This is a genomic window from Streptomyces sp. NPDC048191, assembly GCF_040652655.1.
Classification (GTDB): Bacteria; Actinomycetota; Actinomycetes; order Streptomycetales; family Streptomycetaceae; genus Streptomyces.
Map to the genome: position 1 here is coordinate 55,976 of NZ_JBEZMO010000022.1, position 19,645 is coordinate 75,620.

At 74.3% G+C, this 19,645-nt stretch carries 17 protein-coding genes and 1 pseudogene; 10 read left to right on the forward strand and 8 right to left on the reverse strand.

Features of this window, described 5'->3' with window-relative positions; translation table 11 throughout:
• Positions 1-799 precede the first annotated feature (799 nt).
• The 3 genes from AB0D93_RS29470 to AB0D93_RS29480 all read left to right on the forward strand — a co-directional run bounded on the left by AB0D93_RS29470 (position 800) and on the right by AB0D93_RS29480 (position 3,145).
• On the forward strand, positions 800-1,279 hold the full coding sequence (locus AB0D93_RS29470) for an ATP-binding protein (protein WP_362125520.1): 480 nt from the start codon (positions 800-802) through the stop codon (positions 1,277-1,279).
• A 470-nt stretch (positions 1,280-1,749) separates the two neighbouring features.
• The gene (locus AB0D93_RS29475) at positions 1,750-2,307 is read left to right on the forward strand and encodes a GNAT family protein (protein ID WP_362125523.1); all 558 of its coding nucleotides are present in this window, start codon (positions 1,750-1,752) and stop codon (positions 2,305-2,307) included.
• Between the two features lie 40 nt (positions 2,308-2,347).
• Positions 2,348-3,145, forward strand: a complete 798-nt coding sequence (locus AB0D93_RS29480) for an SAM-dependent methyltransferase (protein ID WP_362125526.1) — start codon at positions 2,348-2,350, stop codon at positions 3,143-3,145.
• A 65-nt stretch (positions 3,146-3,210) separates the two neighbouring features.
• Here AB0D93_RS29480 and AB0D93_RS29485 read toward each other — a convergent pair whose 3' ends face one another.
• The 3 genes from AB0D93_RS29485 to AB0D93_RS29495 all read right to left on the reverse strand — a co-directional run bounded on the left by AB0D93_RS29485 (position 3,211) and on the right by AB0D93_RS29495 (position 6,371).
• Positions 3,211-3,474: a hypothetical protein gene (locus AB0D93_RS29485; RefSeq protein ID WP_362125529.1), complete on the reverse strand. Its 264-nt coding sequence runs from the start codon at positions 3,472-3,474 to the stop codon at positions 3,211-3,213.
• Positions 3,475-3,510: 36 nt separating this feature from the next.
• Positions 3,511-5,652 carry an acetoacetate decarboxylase family protein gene (locus AB0D93_RS29490; RefSeq protein WP_362125532.1) on the reverse strand — a complete coding sequence of 714 codons (2,142 nt, stop codon included), beginning with the start codon at positions 5,650-5,652 and terminating at the stop codon, positions 3,511-3,513.
• Between the two features lie 260 nt (positions 5,653-5,912).
• Positions 5,913-6,371 (reverse strand): NAD(P)H-dependent oxidoreductase, encoded by a 459-nt coding sequence (locus AB0D93_RS29495; protein ID WP_362125536.1) that lies wholly within the window; start codon positions 6,369-6,371, stop codon positions 5,913-5,915.
• Between the two features lie 124 nt (positions 6,372-6,495).
• Between AB0D93_RS29495 and AB0D93_RS29500 the strand changes: the two genes are divergently transcribed.
• Together AB0D93_RS29500 and AB0D93_RS29505 are read left to right on the forward strand one after the other, a co-directional pair.
• Positions 6,496-7,419: a GNAT family N-acetyltransferase gene (locus AB0D93_RS29500; RefSeq protein ID WP_362125539.1), complete on the forward strand. Its 924-nt coding sequence runs from the start codon at positions 6,496-6,498 to the stop codon at positions 7,417-7,419.
• Positions 7,420-7,508: 89 nt separating this feature from the next.
• Positions 7,509-8,204, forward strand: coding sequence for a lipoprotein (locus tag AB0D93_RS29505; protein WP_362125542.1), 696 nt, complete (start codon positions 7,509-7,511; stop codon positions 8,202-8,204).
• A 17-nt stretch (positions 8,205-8,221) separates the two neighbouring features.
• On the opposite strand, the gene AB0D93_RS29510 is transcribed toward AB0D93_RS29505, so the two are convergent.
• On the reverse strand, positions 8,222-8,854 hold the full coding sequence (locus AB0D93_RS29510) for a GNAT family N-acetyltransferase (protein WP_362125545.1): 633 nt from the start codon (positions 8,852-8,854) through the stop codon (positions 8,222-8,224).
• 134 nt (positions 8,855-8,988) lie between these two features.
• Positions 8,989-10,989, reverse strand: a complete 2,001-nt coding sequence (locus AB0D93_RS29515) for a DUF1996 domain-containing protein (protein ID WP_362125717.1) — start codon at positions 10,987-10,989, stop codon at positions 8,989-8,991.
• A 362-nt stretch (positions 10,990-11,351) separates the two neighbouring features.
• Between AB0D93_RS29515 and AB0D93_RS29520 the strand changes: the two genes are divergently transcribed.
• On the forward strand, positions 11,352-13,166 hold the full coding sequence (locus tag AB0D93_RS29520) for an NlpC/P60 family protein (RefSeq protein ID WP_362125548.1): 1,815 nt from the start codon (positions 11,352-11,354) through the stop codon (positions 13,164-13,166).
• 18 nt (positions 13,167-13,184) lie between these two features.
• Here AB0D93_RS29520 and AB0D93_RS29525 read toward each other — a convergent pair whose 3' ends face one another.
• Positions 13,185-14,243, reverse strand: coding sequence for an NAD-dependent epimerase/dehydratase family protein (locus tag AB0D93_RS29525; protein WP_362125551.1), 1,059 nt, complete (start codon positions 14,241-14,243; stop codon positions 13,185-13,187).
• Between the two features lie 203 nt (positions 14,244-14,446).
• Here AB0D93_RS29525 and AB0D93_RS29530 point away from each other — a divergent pair, with 203 nt between their 5' ends.
• The gene (locus AB0D93_RS29530; protein ID WP_362125554.1) at positions 14,447-15,811 is read left to right on the forward strand and encodes an FAD-dependent oxidoreductase; all 1,365 of its coding nucleotides are present in this window, start codon (positions 14,447-14,449) and stop codon (positions 15,809-15,811) included.
• A 107-nt stretch (positions 15,812-15,918) separates the two neighbouring features.
• Here the strand turns inward: AB0D93_RS29530 and AB0D93_RS29535 are convergent, their stop codons facing one another.
• Both AB0D93_RS29535 and AB0D93_RS29540 read right to left on the reverse strand, forming a co-directional pair.
• Complete coding sequence (locus tag AB0D93_RS29535; protein ID WP_362125557.1) at positions 15,919-16,932, reverse strand: hypothetical protein; 1,014 nt, start codon at positions 16,930-16,932, stop codon at positions 15,919-15,921.
• Positions 16,929-17,321: a PadR family transcriptional regulator gene (locus AB0D93_RS29540; protein ID WP_362125720.1), complete on the reverse strand. Its 393-nt coding sequence runs from the start codon at positions 17,319-17,321 to the stop codon at positions 16,929-16,931. Before AB0D93_RS29540 ends, AB0D93_RS29535 begins: the two co-directional genes overlap by 4 nt.
• A gap of 314 nt (positions 17,322-17,635) precedes the next feature.
• Here AB0D93_RS29540 and AB0D93_RS29545 point away from each other — a divergent pair, with 314 nt between their 5' ends.
• From AB0D93_RS29545 to AB0D93_RS29555, 3 genes and pseudogenes are all read left to right on the forward strand, one after another.
• Positions 17,636-18,868 (forward strand): hypothetical protein, encoded by a 1,233-nt coding sequence (locus AB0D93_RS29545; RefSeq protein ID WP_362125560.1) that lies wholly within the window; start codon positions 17,636-17,638, stop codon positions 18,866-18,868.
• Between the two features lie 31 nt (positions 18,869-18,899).
• Positions 18,900-19,184, forward strand: a complete 285-nt coding sequence (locus tag AB0D93_RS29550; protein ID WP_362125563.1) for a DUF1232 domain-containing protein — start codon at positions 18,900-18,902, stop codon at positions 19,182-19,184.
• Positions 19,185-19,282: 98 nt separating this feature from the next.
• A pseudogene (locus AB0D93_RS29555) lies at positions 19,283-19,506 on the forward strand (2-phosphosulfolactate phosphatase); the annotation flags it as partial.
• Between the last annotated feature and the right edge of the window lie 139 nt (positions 19,507-19,645).

Genomic DNA, 19,645 nt, shown 5'->3' on the forward strand with positions numbered 1-19,645 from the left:
CCGACCCATTCGATCACGTTCTGGCCGAAGCAGCATGCACTTGGCCACTTGCAAATTTCAACTTGCTGGTTGCGGAGCTTTGTTGGCAGGTGCGACAGTGGACTCGCTGCTCCGACCGACCAAGGAGCAGGCGGCGCGGCCGGGTCGGGGGAGACCGGGTCGCACTACGGCCTCAGGGGAGGCGGTGTGCCGTCTGCTGCGCGAGCGGTCGGCCCGACATCGGTACCCCCACACGAGGCCGGACGAAAGGCGCACGGCGATGGCTCCGCCCTCCCTCCCCCAACCGCTCGACCGCACCCCCGAGGACGGGAGCCCGGACCAACCGCCCCCGGAACCGGGCCCGTTACGCCGATTCCTCTCCGCGGACGGTCCGGACCGGGTCCCGGACGCCTTGCAGCGCGCCGACCGGGCGCCCGCCGCCACCGACCCACCATGCCGCACCCCGGACACCCCGCCCCGGCCCCACCGGGCTCCGCACGTCCCCGCCCTGCCGATCCGCAACCCGGACAACACCGGCACACCCACCGGTCAACCGCATCCACCCACGACGGACACGAACCGACCGCGCCCGGCTGCGGACAGCGCGAACCGCTCCCCATCGGCGACGCACAGCGCGAACCAGCCGTACCAGGACCCGGGCCCGGCGACGCGACCAGACCGACCCGCCGTCGGCGCGGACGGAGCGTGCCGGTACGCGCAGACGGCGCAGGCCCCGCACCGGGCCACGGATACGGCGGACCGCCCCCACCCCAAGGCGGACCCCGTGGACCGGCCGGGCCGAACGCCGGTCCCCGCCGGCGTGAAGAGACCACCCGGAGGCGAGCGCCTCGGTCGACTCCCTGGGCCCGTCGGCCCCGACCGGCTCGCCTCCGGGGACGCGCTGCCCCGTTCCGCCGCCTTCGACCTGCCGGCCCTGCCGGAGGCCGTCGGCGCGGCGCGCCGAGTCGTACGGGACCTGCTGACCGCCTGGGGCGTGCCCGGGGAAATCCGGGACGACGCGGTCCTGGTGACCTCCGAGCTGGTCACGAACGCCCTTGTGCACACGGCCGGTGAGCGGATCACCTGCCGGTTGCGCGGCACGGCGGACCGGATCCGGATCGAGGCCGAGGACCGGGAGGGCGGCCCCGCCCTGCCGGCGGTCCGGCGCGCCGGCCCCGAAGACCAGCACGGGCGCGGGCTGTTCCTGGTCGACGCGCTGAGCCGCGACTGGGGTGTGACACCGGTATCCGGCCACCTGGCCCGAGCCGTCTGGGCGGAGCTGCCGAACGGCCGGATCTGAGGCCGGAGCACGCCGCGCGGCGCACCGCCCCGGCCCATCCCCCCACCAGTCCGAAGGATCGCCATGCACCACACCGTCCCCGCACCCGCCCCGTCCGCCGACCCGTCCTGGACCCGCACCCGCCCCAAGCCCGGCTCCCAGGAACAGAACGGCTGACCTGGTACGACCCGCACGCCCGACGCACCTCGACGCCCGCCTGGAGGAACACCCCCACCGCCGTCCCAAAACCGCCCCCGCGCACGTCCCGCCCGCCGCCGAACCCCGGTAAATTCGCCGCCGGTGCGGGTCGTCCGCATCCGTCGGGGCGCGCGGGGTCCGTACGGACCCCGTGGGCGCCGGGCGAGCCGTTTCCGTCGGGGGTGCGCATGGGCTGGTCGGTGATCCGCCGGAGGCTGCCCGCGTCCGGGCTGCCCGTACCCGGACGGTGCGAACCCACTGCCGGCCGGCATGTCCTGGCCACCGAAAGGCTGTTGCTGTTCACCCCCCGGACCCGGCTGGACGTGGCGGCGGCGCTCGCCGCCTGCGCCGACGCCGAGGCGCAGCGCTGGCTCGGTACCCAGGCGGACCGGGTACTGCCCGACCCCGGCATCCGCAGGGCCCTGCTCGCCTGGCGGCCGGCCGGTGACGACGGCCGCCGGCTGCCCCGGAATCTGGCCCAGCCGTATGTGCCCGGCCCGGACGACCCGCTGCTCCTGGTCTGTGTGCGCAGGGCCGGCCTCGGCTATGCCGGCGCCCTCGAACTGGAGCACCGCACCGGCGAGATGGGCGGCTGGCTCGCGCCGGCCTGCCGGGGCCAGGGCCTGGGCGCGGAGCTGTTCCGGGCCGGCGCGGCGCTCGCGCACACCCATGCGGGCCTGGCCACCGTCCGGGCGGGCGCGGAGCCCGGGAACACCGCGAGCCGGCGGGCGCTGAGCCGCGCCGGTTTCGTTCCGGACGGGGGCCCGCCCCGGCACACCCTGCCGGACGGCCGCGTGGTCGAGGCCGTCTGGCACCGCCACGACAGCGCGGCCGCCTCCCGCTGCCGCTGACGACCGCCCGACCACCCCCCACGCCTTTCGGAGAGCAGACGTGACAGACACCGGATTCAGCCCCGAACGGATCGACACCGGCAAGCCGCACCCCGCGCGGATGTACGACTGGTTCCTGGACGGCAAGGACCACTACGCCGTCGACGCCGAGGCCGCGGGCAAGGTGCTGGAGCTCTTCCCCGGCGTCAAGGACACGGCCTGGGCCAACCGCGAGTTCATGCACCGGGCCGCCCGCTTCGTCGCCCGGGAGGGCGTCGGCCAGTTCCTGGACGTGGGCACCGGGATCCCCACGGAGCCGAACCTGCACCAGGTCGTCCAGGCGGTCACCCCGGACGCCCCGGTGGTGTACGCGGACAACGACCCGATCGTGCTGCGGCACGCGGAGGCCCTGCTGCACGGCACGCCCGAGGGCCGGACCGCCTATCTGCACGCCGACGTCCGCGAGCCGGAGCGGATCGTGGCGTACGCCCGCGACCATCTGGACCTCGACCGGCCCGTCGGCCTGTCGCTGATCGCGCTCCTGCCGTTCGTCGCCGACGAGGAGGATCCCCACGGTGTCGTGCGGACGCTCCTGGAACCCCTCCCGTCGGGCAGTCACCTGATCCTCTCCCACGTGAGCGCCGAGTTCGACCGGGAGGTCTGGGAGCGGATAGCGGCCGTCTACCGCTCCGGCGGCACCCAGGTCCGGGCGCGCTCGCACGCCGAGGTCAGCCGGTTCTTCGACGGACTGCAGCTGTGCGGACCGGGTGTCGTAGCGGCCACGAGCTGGCTTCCCGAGCCGGGGATGCGGGTGATGCGGGAACAGCCGGTGTACGTCGGCGTGGCCCGCAAGCCCTGAGTTGGTTCTGTTCCTCAGGGGGGCGCGGGGTGGCTCCGGGGCGCCGGTACGGACGTCGCGCGAGGTCAGTCGCCGGTTCGGGCATGGGTGTCCAACGCCTCGGCGGCGGTGCGCAGTTGCTCCGCCGCTGTCGTGCACGCGGCGGCCTGCCGCACCAGCGTGCGGCGGCTCCACCCGGGTGCCGCCGGGCAGCCGCTCAGCGTGGCCGCGGTGGCGAGCAGCCGACGGGCGTAGCCGTCCATGAGGTCGGCGTCGGCCCGCAAGGTGTCGGCGTGCGCGAGGAGTTCGCCGGCCGGGGCCGTCGTCGCTCGGGGGGACTCGGTCACCATGGCGGCTCCCACTCGGCTGGCTGGGGACAGGGGACGTCAGCGGGGCAGGACGGCGCCGGCGCTGCGGTGGAGCATGAACTGGGGGCAGGCCAGGACGAACTGCGGCCCGCCGGTGTCGATGCCGAGCCTGCGCAGCTGTCCGGCGAGGGGTTCGGCCGCCGCGGTGCCCAGCCGCAGCCGGACACCGGTGCCGGGGTGCAGCCGCAGCCTGCCGTGGGCCCGGACCAGGGTGCGTACGGTGCTCGCGGCGCGGCGGCCGTAGAGGACCCGCTCGGCCTGCGGGCAGCGGATGCCCGGTCCGAGCCGGCCCTCGACGCTGAGCCCGAGATCCCCGGACCGGAGGTCGATCCTGGGGCCCCTCAGGTCGGCCTCGGCGGTCGTCAGCGTCGCGGGCTGGCCCCAGATCTCCCGGCCGGCCACGCGCGCCTCCTCGCTCGTGACGGCCACGGAGAGGACGTAACGGCCGGTGCGGCGCAGGTCGGCGCGGCGCAGCAGGTCCGCGGCGAGGTCGTACCGGCGGGGCCGCCACAGGTCGTCGACCAGGACGGACAGCGCGATCTCGGTGTACGGGCCGATCGTGCTGCAGCGGTGCTCGTAGAGCGACAGTACGGCGAGGGCCCGCCGGCCCAGCCGGCTCGGGGCCGGCCGGCCGGCGTCGGGCAGCAGGCCGCGCGCCGCGTCGGCGGGGACGGCGAAGCAGAGGTGTGCGGCGGAGGAGTCGTAGTAGCGCACCGGCACGTCGACCGGGCCGACCGTCGTCGGGACCGAGGTGGTCGGCACGGTGAGGAAGGGATAGCCCTCCGGCGGGCGGGCGCGGTCCTTGAGCCGGTAGGCCTGGGTGCGCACGATCGGGCCGCGGTACGGCGTGAGTGCCGCGTCGACGTCCTCGCGGGCTTCGGGGACGACCGTGCGCAGGTGCTCGATGTACTCGCGGAGCATGTGGCACAGCGGGAACTCGCGGGTGGGACCGGCGTAGTCGACCTCGTACCGGCGCGGGTGCGGGTCGAACGCGAAGCCCCCGTCGCGGCCGTCCGGCACGGCCACGAAGTCGTGCTGGTTGGTGATGGCCGCGACCCAGGTGCGCGGGTCGGCGGGCTTCCCGCGGTCGGCCGGGGAGCCGACGGCGACGACGTGCGTGACCCGGTGGGTACGGCAGAACTCCTCGTCCTGGGCCAGGTTCAGCATCGCGCTCCCGCCCTCGCCGTGCCCGATCAGCGCGAGGTCGGCGCCGCGCGGGATGCCGTAGTCCTCCAGGGCGAGCAGCACCGAGCGCGTGTGGAGGGACTGCGTCGTGCACAGGTCGCGCCAGGCGCCCACGTGGTCCTGCGGGGAGTCGTGGCGGGGGCGGCCCGGGGCCGTGCCGGGTGCCTGGACGACATAGCGGACGACACCGTCGGGACCGCGCACGTTCTGCACCAGGATCCGCCCGTCGGTGGACAGCACCTCGATGTTGCGCAGGAATCCGAGGAGGGACCCCTCCGTCGCGATGAACTGCTTCTCCTGGTCGGTGAGGGCGACGGGCTCGGCGACGGCGTCGCCCTCACCCGCGGTCGCCGGGCCCGCGGACCGCTCACGCCCGGCCGTGCGCGCCGAGCCGGTCCCGGCGTTCCCCGGGTCCTCGTCCAGCAGGGCGCGGACGGTGAGGAGTTCGGCCATCAGCGGGGCGAGCCCGGACAGGGCGCGCTGGGCACCCTGGTCCCGGAACAGGGCGCGCAGGGCCCGTACGGCCTCCGGGTCACTGTCGCGGGTGACCGCCTCCAGCAGCCGCCGCATGCCCGGGTCGCGTGCGAACTCGGGGTGGTCGGCCAGCAGGGCGGCGATCCTGAGGCGCAGCGAGGTGACGGCGACCAGCGCGGCCAGGCTCTCCCGGCCCAGTGCCCCACCGGCCACGCCGAGCACCGGCCCCATGCCCTTCGGCGCTGCGGTCGCGGCACCGCCGAGGCCCTGCTTGCCCGTCACGGCCCGCAGCAGCGCCCACTGGGCGGTCAGGCCGGTACGCGGACGGCGGCGCGCGGAAGCGGTCAGGGACGGAGCGAACAGCGCGGTGCCGGTGCGCTCGGACACCGCGCTGATGCCCTGGGCGACGTCCACGAGGTCGCGCGCACACCGGCGCAGCACTTCCCCGCCGTCCGGACCGTCGGGCGCGGACCGTCCGGGGGCGTGGCCGTCCGCTCGCATCCGACGCTCCCTGGCTCGACGACGTACGACGACACATGACAAGGTGCAGCCGCGCCGGAAGGGCGCGGCCCTAGGCCCATCGTCGGCCAGGGTCACCGGGCCCGCACCTTGATCCCTCCAGGCAGCGGAGTCCGCGCGGCCGGGCCCGGGTCCCAGGCCGTCGCCGGAGCCGGACGCGTGTCGCAGGCACTTCACCCATCCGCCGTACGAGGCGGACGACCCCCGCGGACCGCCCTCGGCACCGCGGCGGGCCGCCGTACTCACGCGCCGGGCATCAGCCCCGCCGCGACCGTCGCCCCGAGCTCCCAGCACGCCTCGGTGTCCGCCTTGGCGGGCTCGCCGGTGACGGTCACCGCGTCGGCCGCCCGGCGCCAGCCGAGGCCGGTCGTCACCGTCTCGATGGCGCGGACGGCGCCGGTGACGTCGTTGCCGCCGTGGACGTAGTAGCCGAAGGGGCGGCCCCGGGTCTCGTCCAGGCAGGGGTAGTAGATCTGGTCGAAGAAATGCTTCAGCGCGCCGGACATGTAGCCGAGGTTCGCGGGTGTGCCGAGCAGGTAGCCGTCGGCTTCCAGCACATCGGAGGCGGTCGCGGACAGGGCCGCCCGGCGGACGACGCGGACGCCCTCGATCTCCGGTGTCGTGGCGCCGGAGACGACGGCCTCGAACAGCGCCTGGCAGTTGGGGGAAGGGGTGTGGTGGACGATCAGCAAGGTAGGCACACCCCGCACCCTGCCGTGCGCCCGCGGCGCCTCGCAAACGGCGGGCGTGGCAGACGGCACGGAGGGGTAGACCCTGTGCACGGGAGAGACGGGAGGGGCCGCCGTGACCAGCGCGGACGCACTCATGGCTGATCTTCGCCCGGAGTGGCTGCCGGTGGGCTACCGGTGCCGTACGGCGACCACCGCGGACGTGGAGGCGATCCACCGTCTGGTCGTCGCCTGCGAGCGCGAGCTGTACGGCCGCCCCGGGACCGGCCCCGACCGCATCGCCGCCGAGCTCACCGGGCCCGGTCCGCGGCCGGAGTACGGCGCGCTGCTCGTGCAGGACGGCGCCGGCGGACCGGCCGGGTACGGCTGGGTGAAGGGGGCGCGGGCCAGGGTCCATGTGCACCCCGCGCACCGGGGACGGGGGCTCGGTGGCGCACTGCTCGCCTGGGCGGAGACCCGGGCCCGGCAACTGGGCGGCGACCGGCTCGCCCAGACGGTCCCGGACGCCGATCACGCCGCGACCGCGCTGCTCCGGGCCTGCGGCTACTCCCCGCTGGTCACCGAGTGGCTGCTGGAGATCGCGCTGCCACAAGAAGCGGAGGTACCCGTCCCTCCGGCGGGAGTCACCGTACGGCCGTTCCGGGACGGTGACGCTCAGGTGGCGTACCGGCTCACCGAGGACGCCTTCGACGAGTGGCAGCCGCGGCGGAAGACGTACGCGGAATGGGCCCGGCTCACCGTCGGACGCAGCACGTTCCTGCCCGCGGCGTCACCGCTGGCCTTCGCCGGCGACCAGCTGGTCGGGGCCGTGCTGTCGCTGGACGTTCCGGGCCACGACGAGGGGTACGTCGAGCGGGTCGCGGTGCGCCGCGACCACCGCGGCCGGGGCATCGCCCGCACGCTGCTGCGGGAGGCGTTCCACACCTTCCACCTCCTCGGCAGACCCGCCTGCACCCTGTGGACGCACTCCGGCACCGGGGCGCTCGCGCTGTACGAACGCCTCGGCATGACGGTCCGGCACAGCTCGACGGTCTACGGCAAGGCACTGCTCCCCGGCTGACCGAGTGGCCGCGGCACGGGACATCGCGGTCCGGCGCCGTCGGTGCCCTCGGTTACAGTGGCGCCCCTGCGACAGGAGGGGAGCGAGAAGTGCTGGTCGGGGTGGGGTCCGTACGGGGCGCGGTGGTCGTGGCGGTGGCGCTCGCGGCGGTGCTCGCCGGGTGTGCCGGGTCGGGGGACGACGATGGGAAGAGGACGTCCGGCGCGTCCCGGGCCGCCGGGGGCGCGGGCGGCAAGAGGGCGACGGCGAGCGGGGGTTCGATCGGCGCGGCCGGTTCGGACTGTGTGCTGCCCGTCCGTTTCGAGGTCGCCAAGGACTGGAAGGCCAAGGCGATCGACGCGCAGGCGGAGCTGGCGAAGGCCTCGAAGGGCTCCGGGGGAGACCTGAGCGGGGCGCTCGCCGACTCCTTCCTGCGCCAGGGGCCGGTCACCACCGCCTGCGAGATCGACGCCAAACCGGCGGGCCACATCGGCTTCCTGCGGGTGTGGACCGGCAAGGCGGCCGGCGCCGACGCGGGCAGCGTGCTGCGGGAGTTCGTCGCCGCGGAGGACAACGTCAGCAAGGAGAGGTACCACTCCTTCCGGACCGGCGGCGGGCTGACCGGCGTGGAGGTGGAGTACCTCTACACCAGCAAGCTCCTGGACGAGACGAAGAAGGAGACCGCCCTCGCGGTCGGCACGCCCGACGGCCCGGTCGTCCTGCACCTCGGCGGCATGGACACCGAGGAGCACGAGGCGATGCGGCCCGCCTACGAACTCGCCAAGCGGACGCTCGAGTTGGCCTGAACGGCGCCCGGAGGCGCTCAGCCCACCGCCGTGGACCGGCCCAGGTAGGTGAGGGGGCCGGCGTCCACGACGGGGATCTCCTCGAAGCCGAGGCGGTCGTAGAAGGCGCGCGCGGCGCTGTTGACGGTGACCATGCCGAGATGGACGGCCCTGACGCCTTGCCCACGCAGGGCGTCCAGGAAGGTGTGCATCAGCCGGCGCCCATGGCCCTGCCCCTGCCAGGGCGGCAGCAGGTCGATGTGCAGATGGGCGGGGTGGTGGGCGAGTTCGGGTACGAGCATGCGCTCCGGGTGATGCAGGAGGCGGATCATCTCCTCGGTGGGTGTGCGGGGCGGCTCGGTGGGTTCCGGGTAGCGGCCGGCCAGCCGGGGGATCCAGGTCCGGCGGAAGTCCGTCACGAAGCGCTCGGTGTCCGCGGTGCCGACGATGTAGCCCACGGCCCGGCCCGTGCCGTCGTCCAGCACGAAGGCGAGGGCCGGGTCGAAGTGACAGTACGGCTCGGCGAAGAGGGACGGCATCAGACGCTCGTCGGGGTAGCGGGCGCGGGAGTCGCCGCCGTTGTGCGCGGTACGGACACAGACGTCGGCCACCGCGGCGCGGTCGGCCGGGCGGTAGGGGCGGATGGCGGGGGTGGGAGGGAGAGAGGGCATGGGAGGCATCCTCGCCGCTTTGGGAGCGCTCCCACAAGGTCCTGACCGCGCCTCGGGTCACCGGGGACGCCGAGGGGCCCACTTCGCGCGGTGGGCCCCTCGGGGAGGCGGTCGGCCCTCGTCGGCGTCGGGCGTCAGTAGCGCAGGCGTCTGGCCCTGAGCAGCATGATCAGGCCCGACAGGGCCAGCAGGGTGCCGAGGGCGGCGGGCCACAGGTGCGCCCCGGTCTCGGCCAGTGCGCCCTGGCCGCCCTGCGGCTGGGGCCGGGCGGTGGCGGGCGGGAGGTATCCGGCGGCAGTGGTCTGGGACGCGGCCACCGACGGGGATGCGGATGCCGACGGCGTGGTCGTGGCACCGGCGGGGGCGGACGCGGCTGCGGACCCGTGCGTGGGCGTTGCCGCTTCAGTGGGCTTGTCGCGCTTGGGGGTGTGACTCCTCTTGGTGGTGTCCTGCGGAGTGGCGCCGTCCTGCCGGGTGGTGCGGCCCGGTGTGGTCGTCGCGTCGGTCCGCGGCCTCTCGCTGGTCTGTGGGGCTGGAGCCGAGGGGGCCGGTGCGGAGGTGGCGGGGACGGAGGTCGCGGGGGCGGTACCGCCGGGCTGCTCCGTCACGGTGTCGCTCGGCGCGGCCGTCGCACCGGAGCCGTCGCCGGACGTGGGCGTCGCCGTCGCACCGGAGCCGTCGCCGGACGTGGGGGCCGTCGTCGGTGCCGTCGTCGCACCGGAGCTGCCGCCGTCGGGGCCGCAGGTGCGACCGGAGTTGATGCAGTCGACCATCTGACGCATCAGGTCCTCGTCGAAGACGTTGATGAAGTCGCCGTGGTCGGTGACGGGCTTGTGCAACTGCTCGGGGAAGGAGTCGACCGCGAAGAGCGGGACCGTACGGCCGCCGTCCTGCAGGCTCGGCGCCTTGACGTCGTAGACGATCCGCTGCACCAGCTGCGGAATGGCGCGGAAGCCGGCCGGGCACGAGCCGTCGGGAGCCGTGAAGGCCACATGGGTGCGGTGGTTGGCGCTGTCGATGTTGCGGCCGTCCCAGCAGCTCTGGAACTTGAACGTGCGCACCACGTCGCTGCCCGGCGGGCACAGCGGGTACTTGTCCTTCAGCTGCCGGTCCTCGTGACCGGTGCAGCTCCAGGACGCGTTGGCGTTGCCGGGGCCGTTGACGAAGGCCTTGGCGTCGCCGGTGATGATCCGCAGGAACCGCGGCATGGCGGTGACCTTGTCGCGCGGGTTGCCCACGAAGGTCAGCGTGACCTGCTTGGGCGTGACGATCTGGCCCGCGTTGCCCTCCGTGCCGCCGCCCGGGGATCCGGCGTCCCGCTCCTGGGTGCCGTTCTGCAGGCGCAGCACCGGCCAGTAGTAGGTGGACCTGTCACCCTGGTCCACGCAACTCGTGCCGGCCTTCGCCAGGTCGTCGTCGCTCGCGAAGGCGCTGTTGCCCTGGTTGCCGACGTAGTCGTGGAAGTGGTGGGCGCCGTTGGAGACGCCGGGGGCGACGATGACGTTGTCCGAGTTGCGCAGGCCGTTCGCGTTGACGCCGCAGTCGGAGGTGAAGCTGCCGCGCGAGGCGCCGTCCTGCTCGGGCGGGTTCGGCACGGTGGGCTGTACGGAGGTGATGTCCGCGTAGTCGGAGACGACGGGCCCGTTGCCGCCCTGGCCCGCGCCGTTCTGCTGGGCGCCCCCGGACGGGGCGGCGGTGGGCTGGGCGCCGCCGCTCGCGCCGTCGCCGCCGGGGCGCAGGGTGCAGGCGGCCAGGTCGTCCAGGCCCTGCGGACGCTCCCCCACCCGGTCGATGGCGTCGGCGATCCGTCCGATCACCTCGGCCCGCTTCTCCTTCAGCGGGTTCATGACCGTGTCGTCGACGGCGCCGGCGTCCTGGCCGGTGACCTGCCCCGACTGCTGGAGCTGCCGGTAGGCGTCCGCGGTCTGCCGGTCCAGCAGGGCGAGTTCGCGGTCCACGTCGGGACGGGCCGCGGCCGGTACGGCGGTCAGCCGGCTGCCGATGTCGGGGCAGTCGATCGTGGTCATGCCGGCGGACAGGACGTGTCCGGTTCCGTTGGTGCCGGACCCGTCACCCCAGCCCTCGGTCGCCGAGGCGTAGACGTTCGCCGCGACGAGACCGCCTCCGCCCAGCATCAGGGCGACCGCTGCGAGGGTCGCGCGTCGTGCGCGGGTCGGGCGTCTGCGCTTGTTGCGTGCCAAGGTCGTCCCCTGTGTGGTGTGTGCGCCGGTCGGGCATGGAACTCCCCGGCCTCATACGGAGGGCGGCACCCGTGTGTTCAACGGAATCGCGAATTCACCGGCACCTCACAGGAAAACGTGGGTTCCACCTGTTCCCCTTCGAACGCCACCGCGAACATCACAAATACGTATCGGACATTTCACACCTCAACCTTCACACGAGGTACACACGTTGGCTAGGTTGACGCGAGGCCGCCCGGACACTCGACGGAGTCCGGACGAGACGGCCCAACTGCCCCACGGGGCAAGGAAGGAGCATGTCTTCCATGGCGCCGGAGAGCCGCGACGAGGGTCCGCAGGGGGACGAGGTCCGACAGCGGATCGATTCCCTCTACGACCGGGCCGAGAACGAGACGGGCAACTACAACGCGACCCGGGCCATGGCGACGGTGTCCCGCTCGCGGGGCGTCCCACTGGCCAAGCGTCCGAGCCGGCGGCCCGATCCCGCTCTCGACGAGGTCGCCCGGACCTGGTTCGACGGGGCGCGCGCCAGGTTCGGCCCGAGCGTGCCGGCCGCGTTGCCCGCCGACCGGCTCCCCCGCCGGCCGGCCCCGTCGCAAAGGGGCGGCGGCCTGCCGGGCGACACACCGAAGGCCCTGGGTGCGGCTCCCTCCGCCGGACGGCCCGAGGCCCTGGAGCGGGCCGTCGACCGCGTGGTGGCCGAGCTGACGGCCGGGCGGGCGACGGACCCGGCGAGCCTCGCCCTGGCCGCTCGCGAGAGCGGACGCGCGGCGCTGCCGGGCCCGCGTCGCCCGGAACTCCCCTCCGCCGCCCCGGAGTTGTCCGGAGCGAGCGCACCGGAACTGGCGCTGCCGCCGGCCCCGGCGGCGCTCTCCGGAGCAGCACCGGCCGCCCTCACGCCGGTGGAACCGGCCGGCCTCGGCCCGGCCGAGACGGCCGTCCTCCCGGTGGCCGCGCCGTACACCGCCCAGGGCGCTCCGCTCCAGGATCCGAGGCCCCTCCCCGGCGCCACCGCTCCGGGTCGTCGGTCCCCCGCCGCCTCGAAGGCGGACAACCAGCGCAAGCTCGCCGCCGCGAGCGACGTGATCTCCCGGTACGCCGCCCAACTCGTCATGCCCGCTGCGGCCGTCCAAGCGGCGCCCACCATGGCCGCGATACCGACGTTCGACACGCCCGCGCAACCGACGCCCGCGGCCGTCATCCCCCCGGCCGTCGTCACGACCACAGCACCAGCGCCCACAACCTCCCTACCGGCGGCCGCCGTCACGCCGACGCAGCCGATGCCGGCTGCGGCCGCGGCACCGACCGCCGCCGCGTCCACACCCCTGGCGCCCACAACCCCCGTACCAGCGGCCACCGTTGTGCCGCCGATGCCCGTTGCGGCCGTGGCGCCCGCCGACGTCATGACGATGCCGACCACGGCCGCCGTGCCGCCCCCGCTCGTCGCGCCCGTGGCTCCCGCGACCGTCCCCGGGGCACCACCCGTGACCGTCCCGGCGCCGACGCCCGGCCTCCTCACCACGGCTGTACCGCACTCGTCCGCCCCGGTCACGCCGAACGAGGCCGTTCTGGCGGCGCCGCCGGCCTCCGTGCCGTCCGCCTGGGACCCGGCGAGCGGTCAGTGGCAGCAGTCCCAGTCGGCGGTGCCCGGTGCGGCGATGGCCGCGATGCCGGCCGTGGACGCCTGGTCCACCACCACCGCCCCCGCCGCTGACGCCGGCTCCCTGGGCCCCGCCCCGGAGTCGTCCCAGGCCGTGCGGGCCGCCAGGGCCATCGCGTTCGCCCGGGCGCAGATCGGGAAGCCCTGCGTCTGGGGCGCGACCGGGCCGGACTCGTACGACTGCTCCAGTCTCACCCAGGCCGCCTGGAGGGCCGCCGGAGTCACCCTGCCGCGGTCAGCGCGGCAGCAGGCGCTCGCCGGCGCGCCGGTCACCCTCGCCGGGATCGAGCCCGGTGATCTGGTCCTCTTCTTCGACGACGACCGGCATGTGGGTCTGCATGTCGGCGGCGGCCTGATGGTGCACGCACCGGGCCCGGGGTCGTCGATACGCGAGGAGTCGATCTACGGTGCCGGGGAGTCGGCGATCCACCGCATCGTGCGGCCCGCCTGACGTTCCGCCGGGCGGGACTCAGGCGTGGCGCCGGTGTGCCCGCCTGCTCGCGTGATGGTCGAGCAGCGACTCCTCCAACGGCCGGTAGATGAGGCCCAGTTCGTGGATGCTGCGGCTGTTGTCGACGCGGAAGCGGATGCCGAGGTGCTTTCGGATGTAGTCCTGGGTGAGGCCGAAGGACGGACCCAGGACGCGTACCGGCCAGTGCGGGAGCCTGGTGCGCGGCAGCCGGAGGTCGCGGGGATGGCGGGCGAGGATGATGCGGGCCATGTCATGGAACGACGCCATGGTCTCGGCGGCCACGATGTAACGCCCTTGTGCCGCCGGGTTCTCGGCGGCGGCGATGTGCGCGTCGGCCACGTCCCGGACGTCGACCGTGGTGAAGCTGAAGTCCGGGGCGCCGTAGCAGAAGTAGCCCTGGAACAGCTCGTCCAGCAGGAAGAGGCTGCCGGAGTCGGACGCGGGTGTGAACGAAGGCCCCAGGATCAGGCCGGGGTTGACCGACACCATGCGCCAGCGGTCCTGCGCCGCCTCGGCCTCCCACGCGGCGCGTTCCGCCAGGGTCTTGGCGTAGTGGTAGGGGTTGTTCTGGACGGTGCTGGTGGTGTTGAAGTACCGCTCGGACAGCACCTGGCCGTCCATCGCGAGTACGTCCGCGTAGTCGCCGAAGATCGCGCCGACGGTGGAGGTGAACACGACGGTCCGGACGTCCGGGGTGCGGTCCACCGCGGCCAGCACATGACGCGTACCCAGCAGCGCCGGGTCCACGACGTCCCGTCGGCCGTCCTTGATCCGCTCCGGCATCAGGAACGGCGACGCCACGTGGAAGACGGCCGCGCAGCCGCGGAACGCCTCGTCGAAGCCGCGGTCCTTGAGCAAGTCGGCTTCGAACAGGCGCAGTTGACCGGGGAACTCTTCCTGCAGCTCCCACAGCGGCCGGACCTTGGGCGCGTCGGCGCGGTTCCGTACAGTGGCGTGGACCCGGTAGCCGCGCTCCAGCAGGCGCCGTACCAGATGGCTGCCGACGAAGCCGCTGCCGCCCGTCACGGCCACCTTCGTCCCCGTGTGTCCGGCCACGCTCGCCCTCCCCTGTCCTCCCACGCAAGGACAGGGTCGGGCACCGGCCGCCCCAGGGGAACACCCCGGACCATAAGAGGGCGCTGGGGAGGTCATAAGATCGCCTTATGAGGTCATAGGCCGGACCCGCGTACCAACTTAGGTCTGCCTTAGTTTAGGCTTCCCGAGCGAGTCGCCCATTCAGACGCGAAGGGAACCTGATCATGCCGCGCCCCCTGCGGGTAGCCATCGTCGGAGCCGGTCCCGCCGGGATCTACGCCGCCGACGCCCTGCTCAAGTCCGAGGTGGCCGCCGGCCCCGGCGTGTCCATCGACCTCTTCGAGCGGATGCCCGCCCCGTTCGGCCTGATCCGCTACGGCGTCGCCCCCGACCACCCGCGCATCAAGGGCATCATCACCGCTCTGCACCAGGTGCTCGACAAGCCGCAGATCCGGCTGTTCGGCAACGTCGACTACCCGGCCGACATCAGCCTGGACGACCTGCGCGCCTTCTACGACGCGGTGATCTTCTCCACCGGTGCCACGGCCGACCGCGAGCTGCCGATCCCGGGCATCGAGCTGGACGGCTCCTACGGCGCCGCCGACTTCGTCTCCTGGTACGACGGCCACCCGGACGTGCCGCGCACCTGGCCGCTCGAGGCCGAGAAGGTCGCCGTGCTCGGCGTCGGCAACGTCGCGCTCGACGTGGCCCGCGTCCTCGCCAAGACCGCGGACGAACTGCTGCCGACCGAGATACCGCCGAACGTGTACGACGGCCTGAAGGCCAACAAGGCCGTGGAGATCCACGTCTTCGGCCGCCGCGGCCCCGCCCAGGCGAAGTTCAGCCCGATGGAGCTGCGCGAGCTGGACCACTCCCCCACCATCGAGGTCGTCGTCGACCCCGAGGACATCGACTACGACGAGGGCTCCATCGAGACCCGACGCGGCAACAAGCAGGCCGACATGGTCGCCAAGACCCTGGAGAACTGGGCGATCCGCGACGTCGGCGACCGGCCGCACAAGCTGTTCCTGCACTTCTTCGAGTCGCCCGCGGAGATCCTCGGCGAGGACGGCAAGGTCGTCGGCCTGCGCACCGAGCGCACCGCGCTCGACGGCACCGGCAACGTCAAGGGCACCGGCGAGTTCAAGGACTGGGACGTCACCGCGGTCTACCGCGCGGTCGGCTACCTCTCGGAGAAGCTGCCCAAGCTGCCCTGGGACATCGACTCGGGCACGATCCCGGACGAGGGCGGCCGGGTCGTCGAGGAGGGCGGCACCCCTCTGCAGTCCACCTATGTCACCGGCTGGATCCGGCGCGGCCCCGTCGGCCTGATCGGCCACACCAAGGGCGATGCCAACGAGACCGTGGCCAACCTGCTGGACGACTACGCGCACGGCCGGCTGCACACCCCGTCCTCGCCCGAGCCGGAGGCCGTGGACGCCTTCCTCGCCGCGCACGAGGTCCGCTTCACCACCTGGGAGGGCTGGTACAAGCTGGACGCCGCCGAGCGGGCCCTCGGCGAACCGCAGGGCCGCGAGCGCGTGAAGATCGTCGAGCGTGCGGACATGCTGCGGGAGAGCGGGGCGTAAGCCCGCGATCGCTCGGAGGACTGGGGCCGGCGCCGCGGCGCCGTCCCCAGTCCTCCGTTTTCACAACGTCCGGCGGCAGCAGGACGGACGGACGAGCCCCGCAGGCGTCACCGGGTGGCTCGGCGCGTCATGAGCTCGCGGGCGCCGTACAGCGTCAGGACCAGAGTCAGCACGGTCAGCGCGGCGGTCTGGGCGAGGGCGCCACCGGTGTAGGGGGCGGCCTCGGGCAGCCGGATCCACGGATAGAGGGCGGCGACCCGCGCGGCCAGCAGGAGCAGGCCCAGCACGGCGAGGGCGAGGGTGCCGCCCGGCGCGGCCCGGTCCGCACGCCGGGCGCTCCACAGCAGCCAGCCGAGGGCACCGACGACGAAGCAGTTGGCGGGTCCCCACACCAGGTCGTTGGCGGTGGGCAGCAGCACCAGGGACGCGCCCGTCAGCACACAGGCCGCCATGAAGACCAGGCCGGGGGTGCCGGCGGGCAGCCGCGCCGGGGGTGCGTCACGGTGGTGGGCCGCGCACAGCACGGAGGCCGGCAGCCAGGCGAGCAGCGCCAGCGTCAGGGCGAATGCCGGCTCGAAGGCGGCCGTCTCCCCCGCCAGCGGGCGCAGCAGCGGCCACAGGGTGGGCAGCGCGGCCACCAGGGCGCCGGTCCGGGCGAGACGACGGCGGTCGTGCAGGAGGGCGAAGTAGGCGACCGTCCAGCCGAGCGGCAGGATCCACTGGGCGACGGCGACCGTCCCGGCGAGGACTCCGTGGCCGGTGAAGTCCGACAGGAGCAGCTGCCGTTCCGTGCCACTGCGGGTGAAGGACCAGGTCAGCTGCAGGATCGGGGCGACGACGGCGGAGGCCGCCAGGAGCAGGACGGCGGCCAGGGCGAAGAGCCGGGCGCCCGAGCCGAGCACCACGTAGCGGCGCGGCGCACCGGCGGCTCCGAGGCGGCTGCGCACGGCCAGGGCGGCGATGCTCGCCACTTCTCCGAGCGTGGGACGGCTCTGGTCCTGTGTGTCGCGGTCGAGGTCCCCGAGGTAGGTCTCGACCATCTCCTCCTCCCGTTCGCGCCGGTAGTAGGCGGGCAGCAGGCGCAGGACGGCGCGGTAGCGGGCCTCCAGCAGCGTGGTCATGCGTAGCCTCCCGCGAGTCCGGGTGCGGTGGGGGGTTCCTGCCCGGCCGGGCCCGCGGCGGGACGGGGCGGGGCACCGGCGCGGCGGCCCTCGGCGATACGCCGCTTGGCGGCGCCGGCTCCGGCGGCCATCCGCTCGGCCTCCGCGTCCAGGGCCGCCACTCCGTCGTCGGTGAGCCGGTAGTAGCGGCGCAGCCGGCCCTGCTGGACCTCTTCCCGGTCCAGCACGATCAGGCCGTCCGCGGTGAGCCGGTCCAGCACCCCGTAGAGCGTGCCGACCCGCAGCTGCACCTCACCACCGGACAGTTCCTCCGTCTCGCGCAGGATGCCGTATCCGTGCCGGGGCCGGTCGGCGAGCGCCGTGAGGACGAAGAACGCCGCCCGGGTCATGCTCTTCGCTGTCATGCGGCCAGGATATATCGGCTGCCGATATATATCGAGAGCTCGGAGAACGGGGTCCGCCCCTGAGCGGATGGGCGGGCGGACCCCGTTCGCCGGACCATTGTGGGCGTCGCACGAGGGCGCGAACACGTGTGAACGACGGCCGCCCGACGCGTGCCCCGCGCACCCCGGGTGCTGATCGCGCGTCCCGTGCGCGGGGGCAGGCGACGCCGCGACGCGCCGCCGCCCGGCCCCCGACGACATGACACCGGGCCGAGCGGTGATACTGGGAGGCGCACCCGCCCCCATCAGCAGATTGGCCCATGTCGAACTCCGCCACCGACCGCGCCACCCTTCCGCAGACCCTCTGGGCGGCCCGCGGCCGCCACACCGGTCCGGCCCCCGAGGAGGTCCTCCGGCGCACCCTGCGCCGGCACAAGGAGAACGGGGACGTCGACGACTTCGCCGAGCCGCCCGTCGCCGAGGACGCGACCCTGCGGGTCTTCGAGGCGCGCTGGCGGGCCGGCGGCACGGTCACCGTGCGGGCCCGGCTCACCCTCCGGGCGCCCGAGGGACGGCCGCAGGGGCACGAATGGCAGCTCGTCGCCGAGGCGGAGCGCCCGTGGGACGAGACATGGCCCTCGCCCGCGACGCTGTTCTGGCCCGAGGACGGTACCGGCGAGGACGGCTCCTGGGACCACCACGCCACGGTCGCCGGGCTGCGCCTGCGGCAGGTCAACGCGCTGCCCGCGGACGACAAGGAGATGCGGCGCAGGCTCCGGGACGCGGCGCGCGGATCATGGTGCGTCAACGTCGTCGTGCACGAGGCGATGACCCCGGACGAGCAGGGCAGGCTGCCGCTGGCCCGGCTGCTGCCGCCGGGCCTCAGGCACCGCGTGGTGGAGCACCGGGCCGCACCGCACCAGTTCCGGGCCGTCAACTGGGCGCTGAAGGCCCTCGGCGTCGAGGTACCGCGCGGGGGCGCGGTGCTGCTGCCGCCGGACCCCGCTCCGGAGGCTTTCGACGGCCGGGAGCACAGCGTGCGCAGCGTCTTCCTGGACGGTACCGAACCCGCCGAACTCGTCGCGGCCCTGCGGCACTTCGTCACCCTGCCCTGGCCGCTGCCGCAGGGGGCCGGGGAGGCGCTGACCGACCTGCGCGAGAACTGGACCCTGATGACCCTCCAGGAGGAGCTGGACCGCGAGCGGCGGCGGGTGGACGTGTACGCCGAGGCGCTGGAGGCGATGACCAAGTCCCGGGACCTGTACCAGCAGGCCGCCGAGCAGGCCCTGGAGGCCCTCGCCGCGTACCGCGACGTCCCCCCGGCGCCCGCTGTGCCGCAGCAGCGGCCCGCGTCCCGGACGCCGGGTGCGCTGCAGCAGTTGACCCGGACGTTCGAACGGCTGAAGCTCACGGCCAAGGGGCAGCGGCCGCCGGCGCCGCAGGACCCGCCCGAGACCTCGGCCGACGACGCATCTGACACGTCGTCGTCCGCCGGTTCCGCGGCGGAGAACGGCGGTCCGGAGGCGGCCGACGGCACGGACCCGTCGTCGTAACGGTCCCGTTGGGAGCACGGAGGGAGCCCGGATGGATGCCACCACCCTGCTGGTGATCGGCGCCGTCGTCGCGGCGGGGCTGCTCGCGGTGGCCCTCGGGCTCCTGGTGCGGCTGGTGCGCGTACGGCGCACGCTGCTGCGGGCCGGGCTGCCGACCGGTTCGCGCTGGGTGTTCTGGGGCGCGGTCGCCTATCTGCTCCTGCCTACCGACCTGCTGCCCGACCCCGTCTACCTGGACGACATCGCCGTGCTGCTGCTCGCGCTGCGCAGCCTGCGCGCCGCCCGGCCGCTGCCGCCGGATCCGGCGGAGCGCTGAACGGCCGCCGCGGGCCCCGTCATGGAGCGACGCGGACCGGGTTCACCGGTAGGACCGGCACGCGGACCGCTCCCGACGTGGCCGTGGCCGTCGACGTCATGCGCGCGTTCACGGTGGCCGCCTGCGCGTTCCCGCGCGGTGCCGAGCGGATCGTCGTCGCCGCGGCACAGCGGGAGGCCCTGTCACTGAAGGCCCGTCACCCGGGCCGGCTCGCGTTCCAGGACGGGCCGCCGGTGCCGGGGTCCGACCTGGCCGACTCGCCCGCCCGGCCGCGTTCGCTGGACGTGCGGGCCGTACGGTCGTGCAGAAGACCGCCGGGACGGCCGAGCAGCGCCGCCGGTGCCGGGTCCCAGGGCGAGAGGGGCGGGGAGGCCCTGTCACTGAAGGCCCGTCACCCGGGCCGGCTCGCGTTCCAGGACGGGCCGCCGGTGCCGGGGTCCGACCTGGCCGACTCGCCCGCC

Excerpts from the sequence above, each read along its gene's own strand:
- AB0D93_RS29485 (WP_362125529.1), bottom strand. The coding sequence starts at position 3,474 with ATGGTGACCGAGTCCCCCCGAGCGACGACGGCCCCGGCCGGCGAACTC.
- AB0D93_RS29490 (WP_362125532.1), bottom strand. The coding sequence starts at position 5,652 with ATGCGAGCGGACGGCCACGCCCCCGGACGGTCCGCGCCCGACGGTCCG.
- AB0D93_RS29500 (WP_362125539.1), top strand. The coding sequence starts at position 6,496 with ATGGCTGATCTTCGCCCGGAGTGGCTGCCGGTGGGCTACCGGTGCCGT.
- AB0D93_RS29510 (WP_362125545.1), bottom strand. The coding sequence starts at position 8,854 with ATGCCCTCTCTCCCTCCCACCCCCGCCATCCGCCCCTACCGCCCGGCC.
- AB0D93_RS29515 (WP_362125717.1), bottom strand. The coding sequence starts at position 10,989 with ATGCTGGGCGGAGGCGGTCTCGTCGCGGCGAACGTCTACGCCTCGGCG.
- AB0D93_RS29520 (WP_362125548.1), top strand. The coding sequence starts at position 11,352 with ATGTCTTCCATGGCGCCGGAGAGCCGCGACGAGGGTCCGCAGGGGGAC.
- AB0D93_RS29530 (WP_362125554.1), top strand. The coding sequence starts at position 14,447 with ATGCCGCGCCCCCTGCGGGTAGCCATCGTCGGAGCCGGTCCCGCCGGG.
- AB0D93_RS29535 (WP_362125557.1), bottom strand. The coding sequence starts at position 16,932 with ATGACCACGCTGCTGGAGGCCCGCTACCGCGCCGTCCTGCGCCTGCTG.
- AB0D93_RS29540 (WP_362125720.1), bottom strand. The coding sequence starts at position 17,321 with ATGACCCGGGCGGCGTTCTTCGTCCTCACGGCGCTCGCCGACCGGCCC.
- AB0D93_RS29545 (WP_362125560.1), top strand. The coding sequence starts at position 17,636 with ATGTCGAACTCCGCCACCGACCGCGCCACCCTTCCGCAGACCCTCTGG.
- AB0D93_RS29550 (WP_362125563.1), top strand. The coding sequence starts at position 18,900 with ATGGATGCCACCACCCTGCTGGTGATCGGCGCCGTCGTCGCGGCGGGG.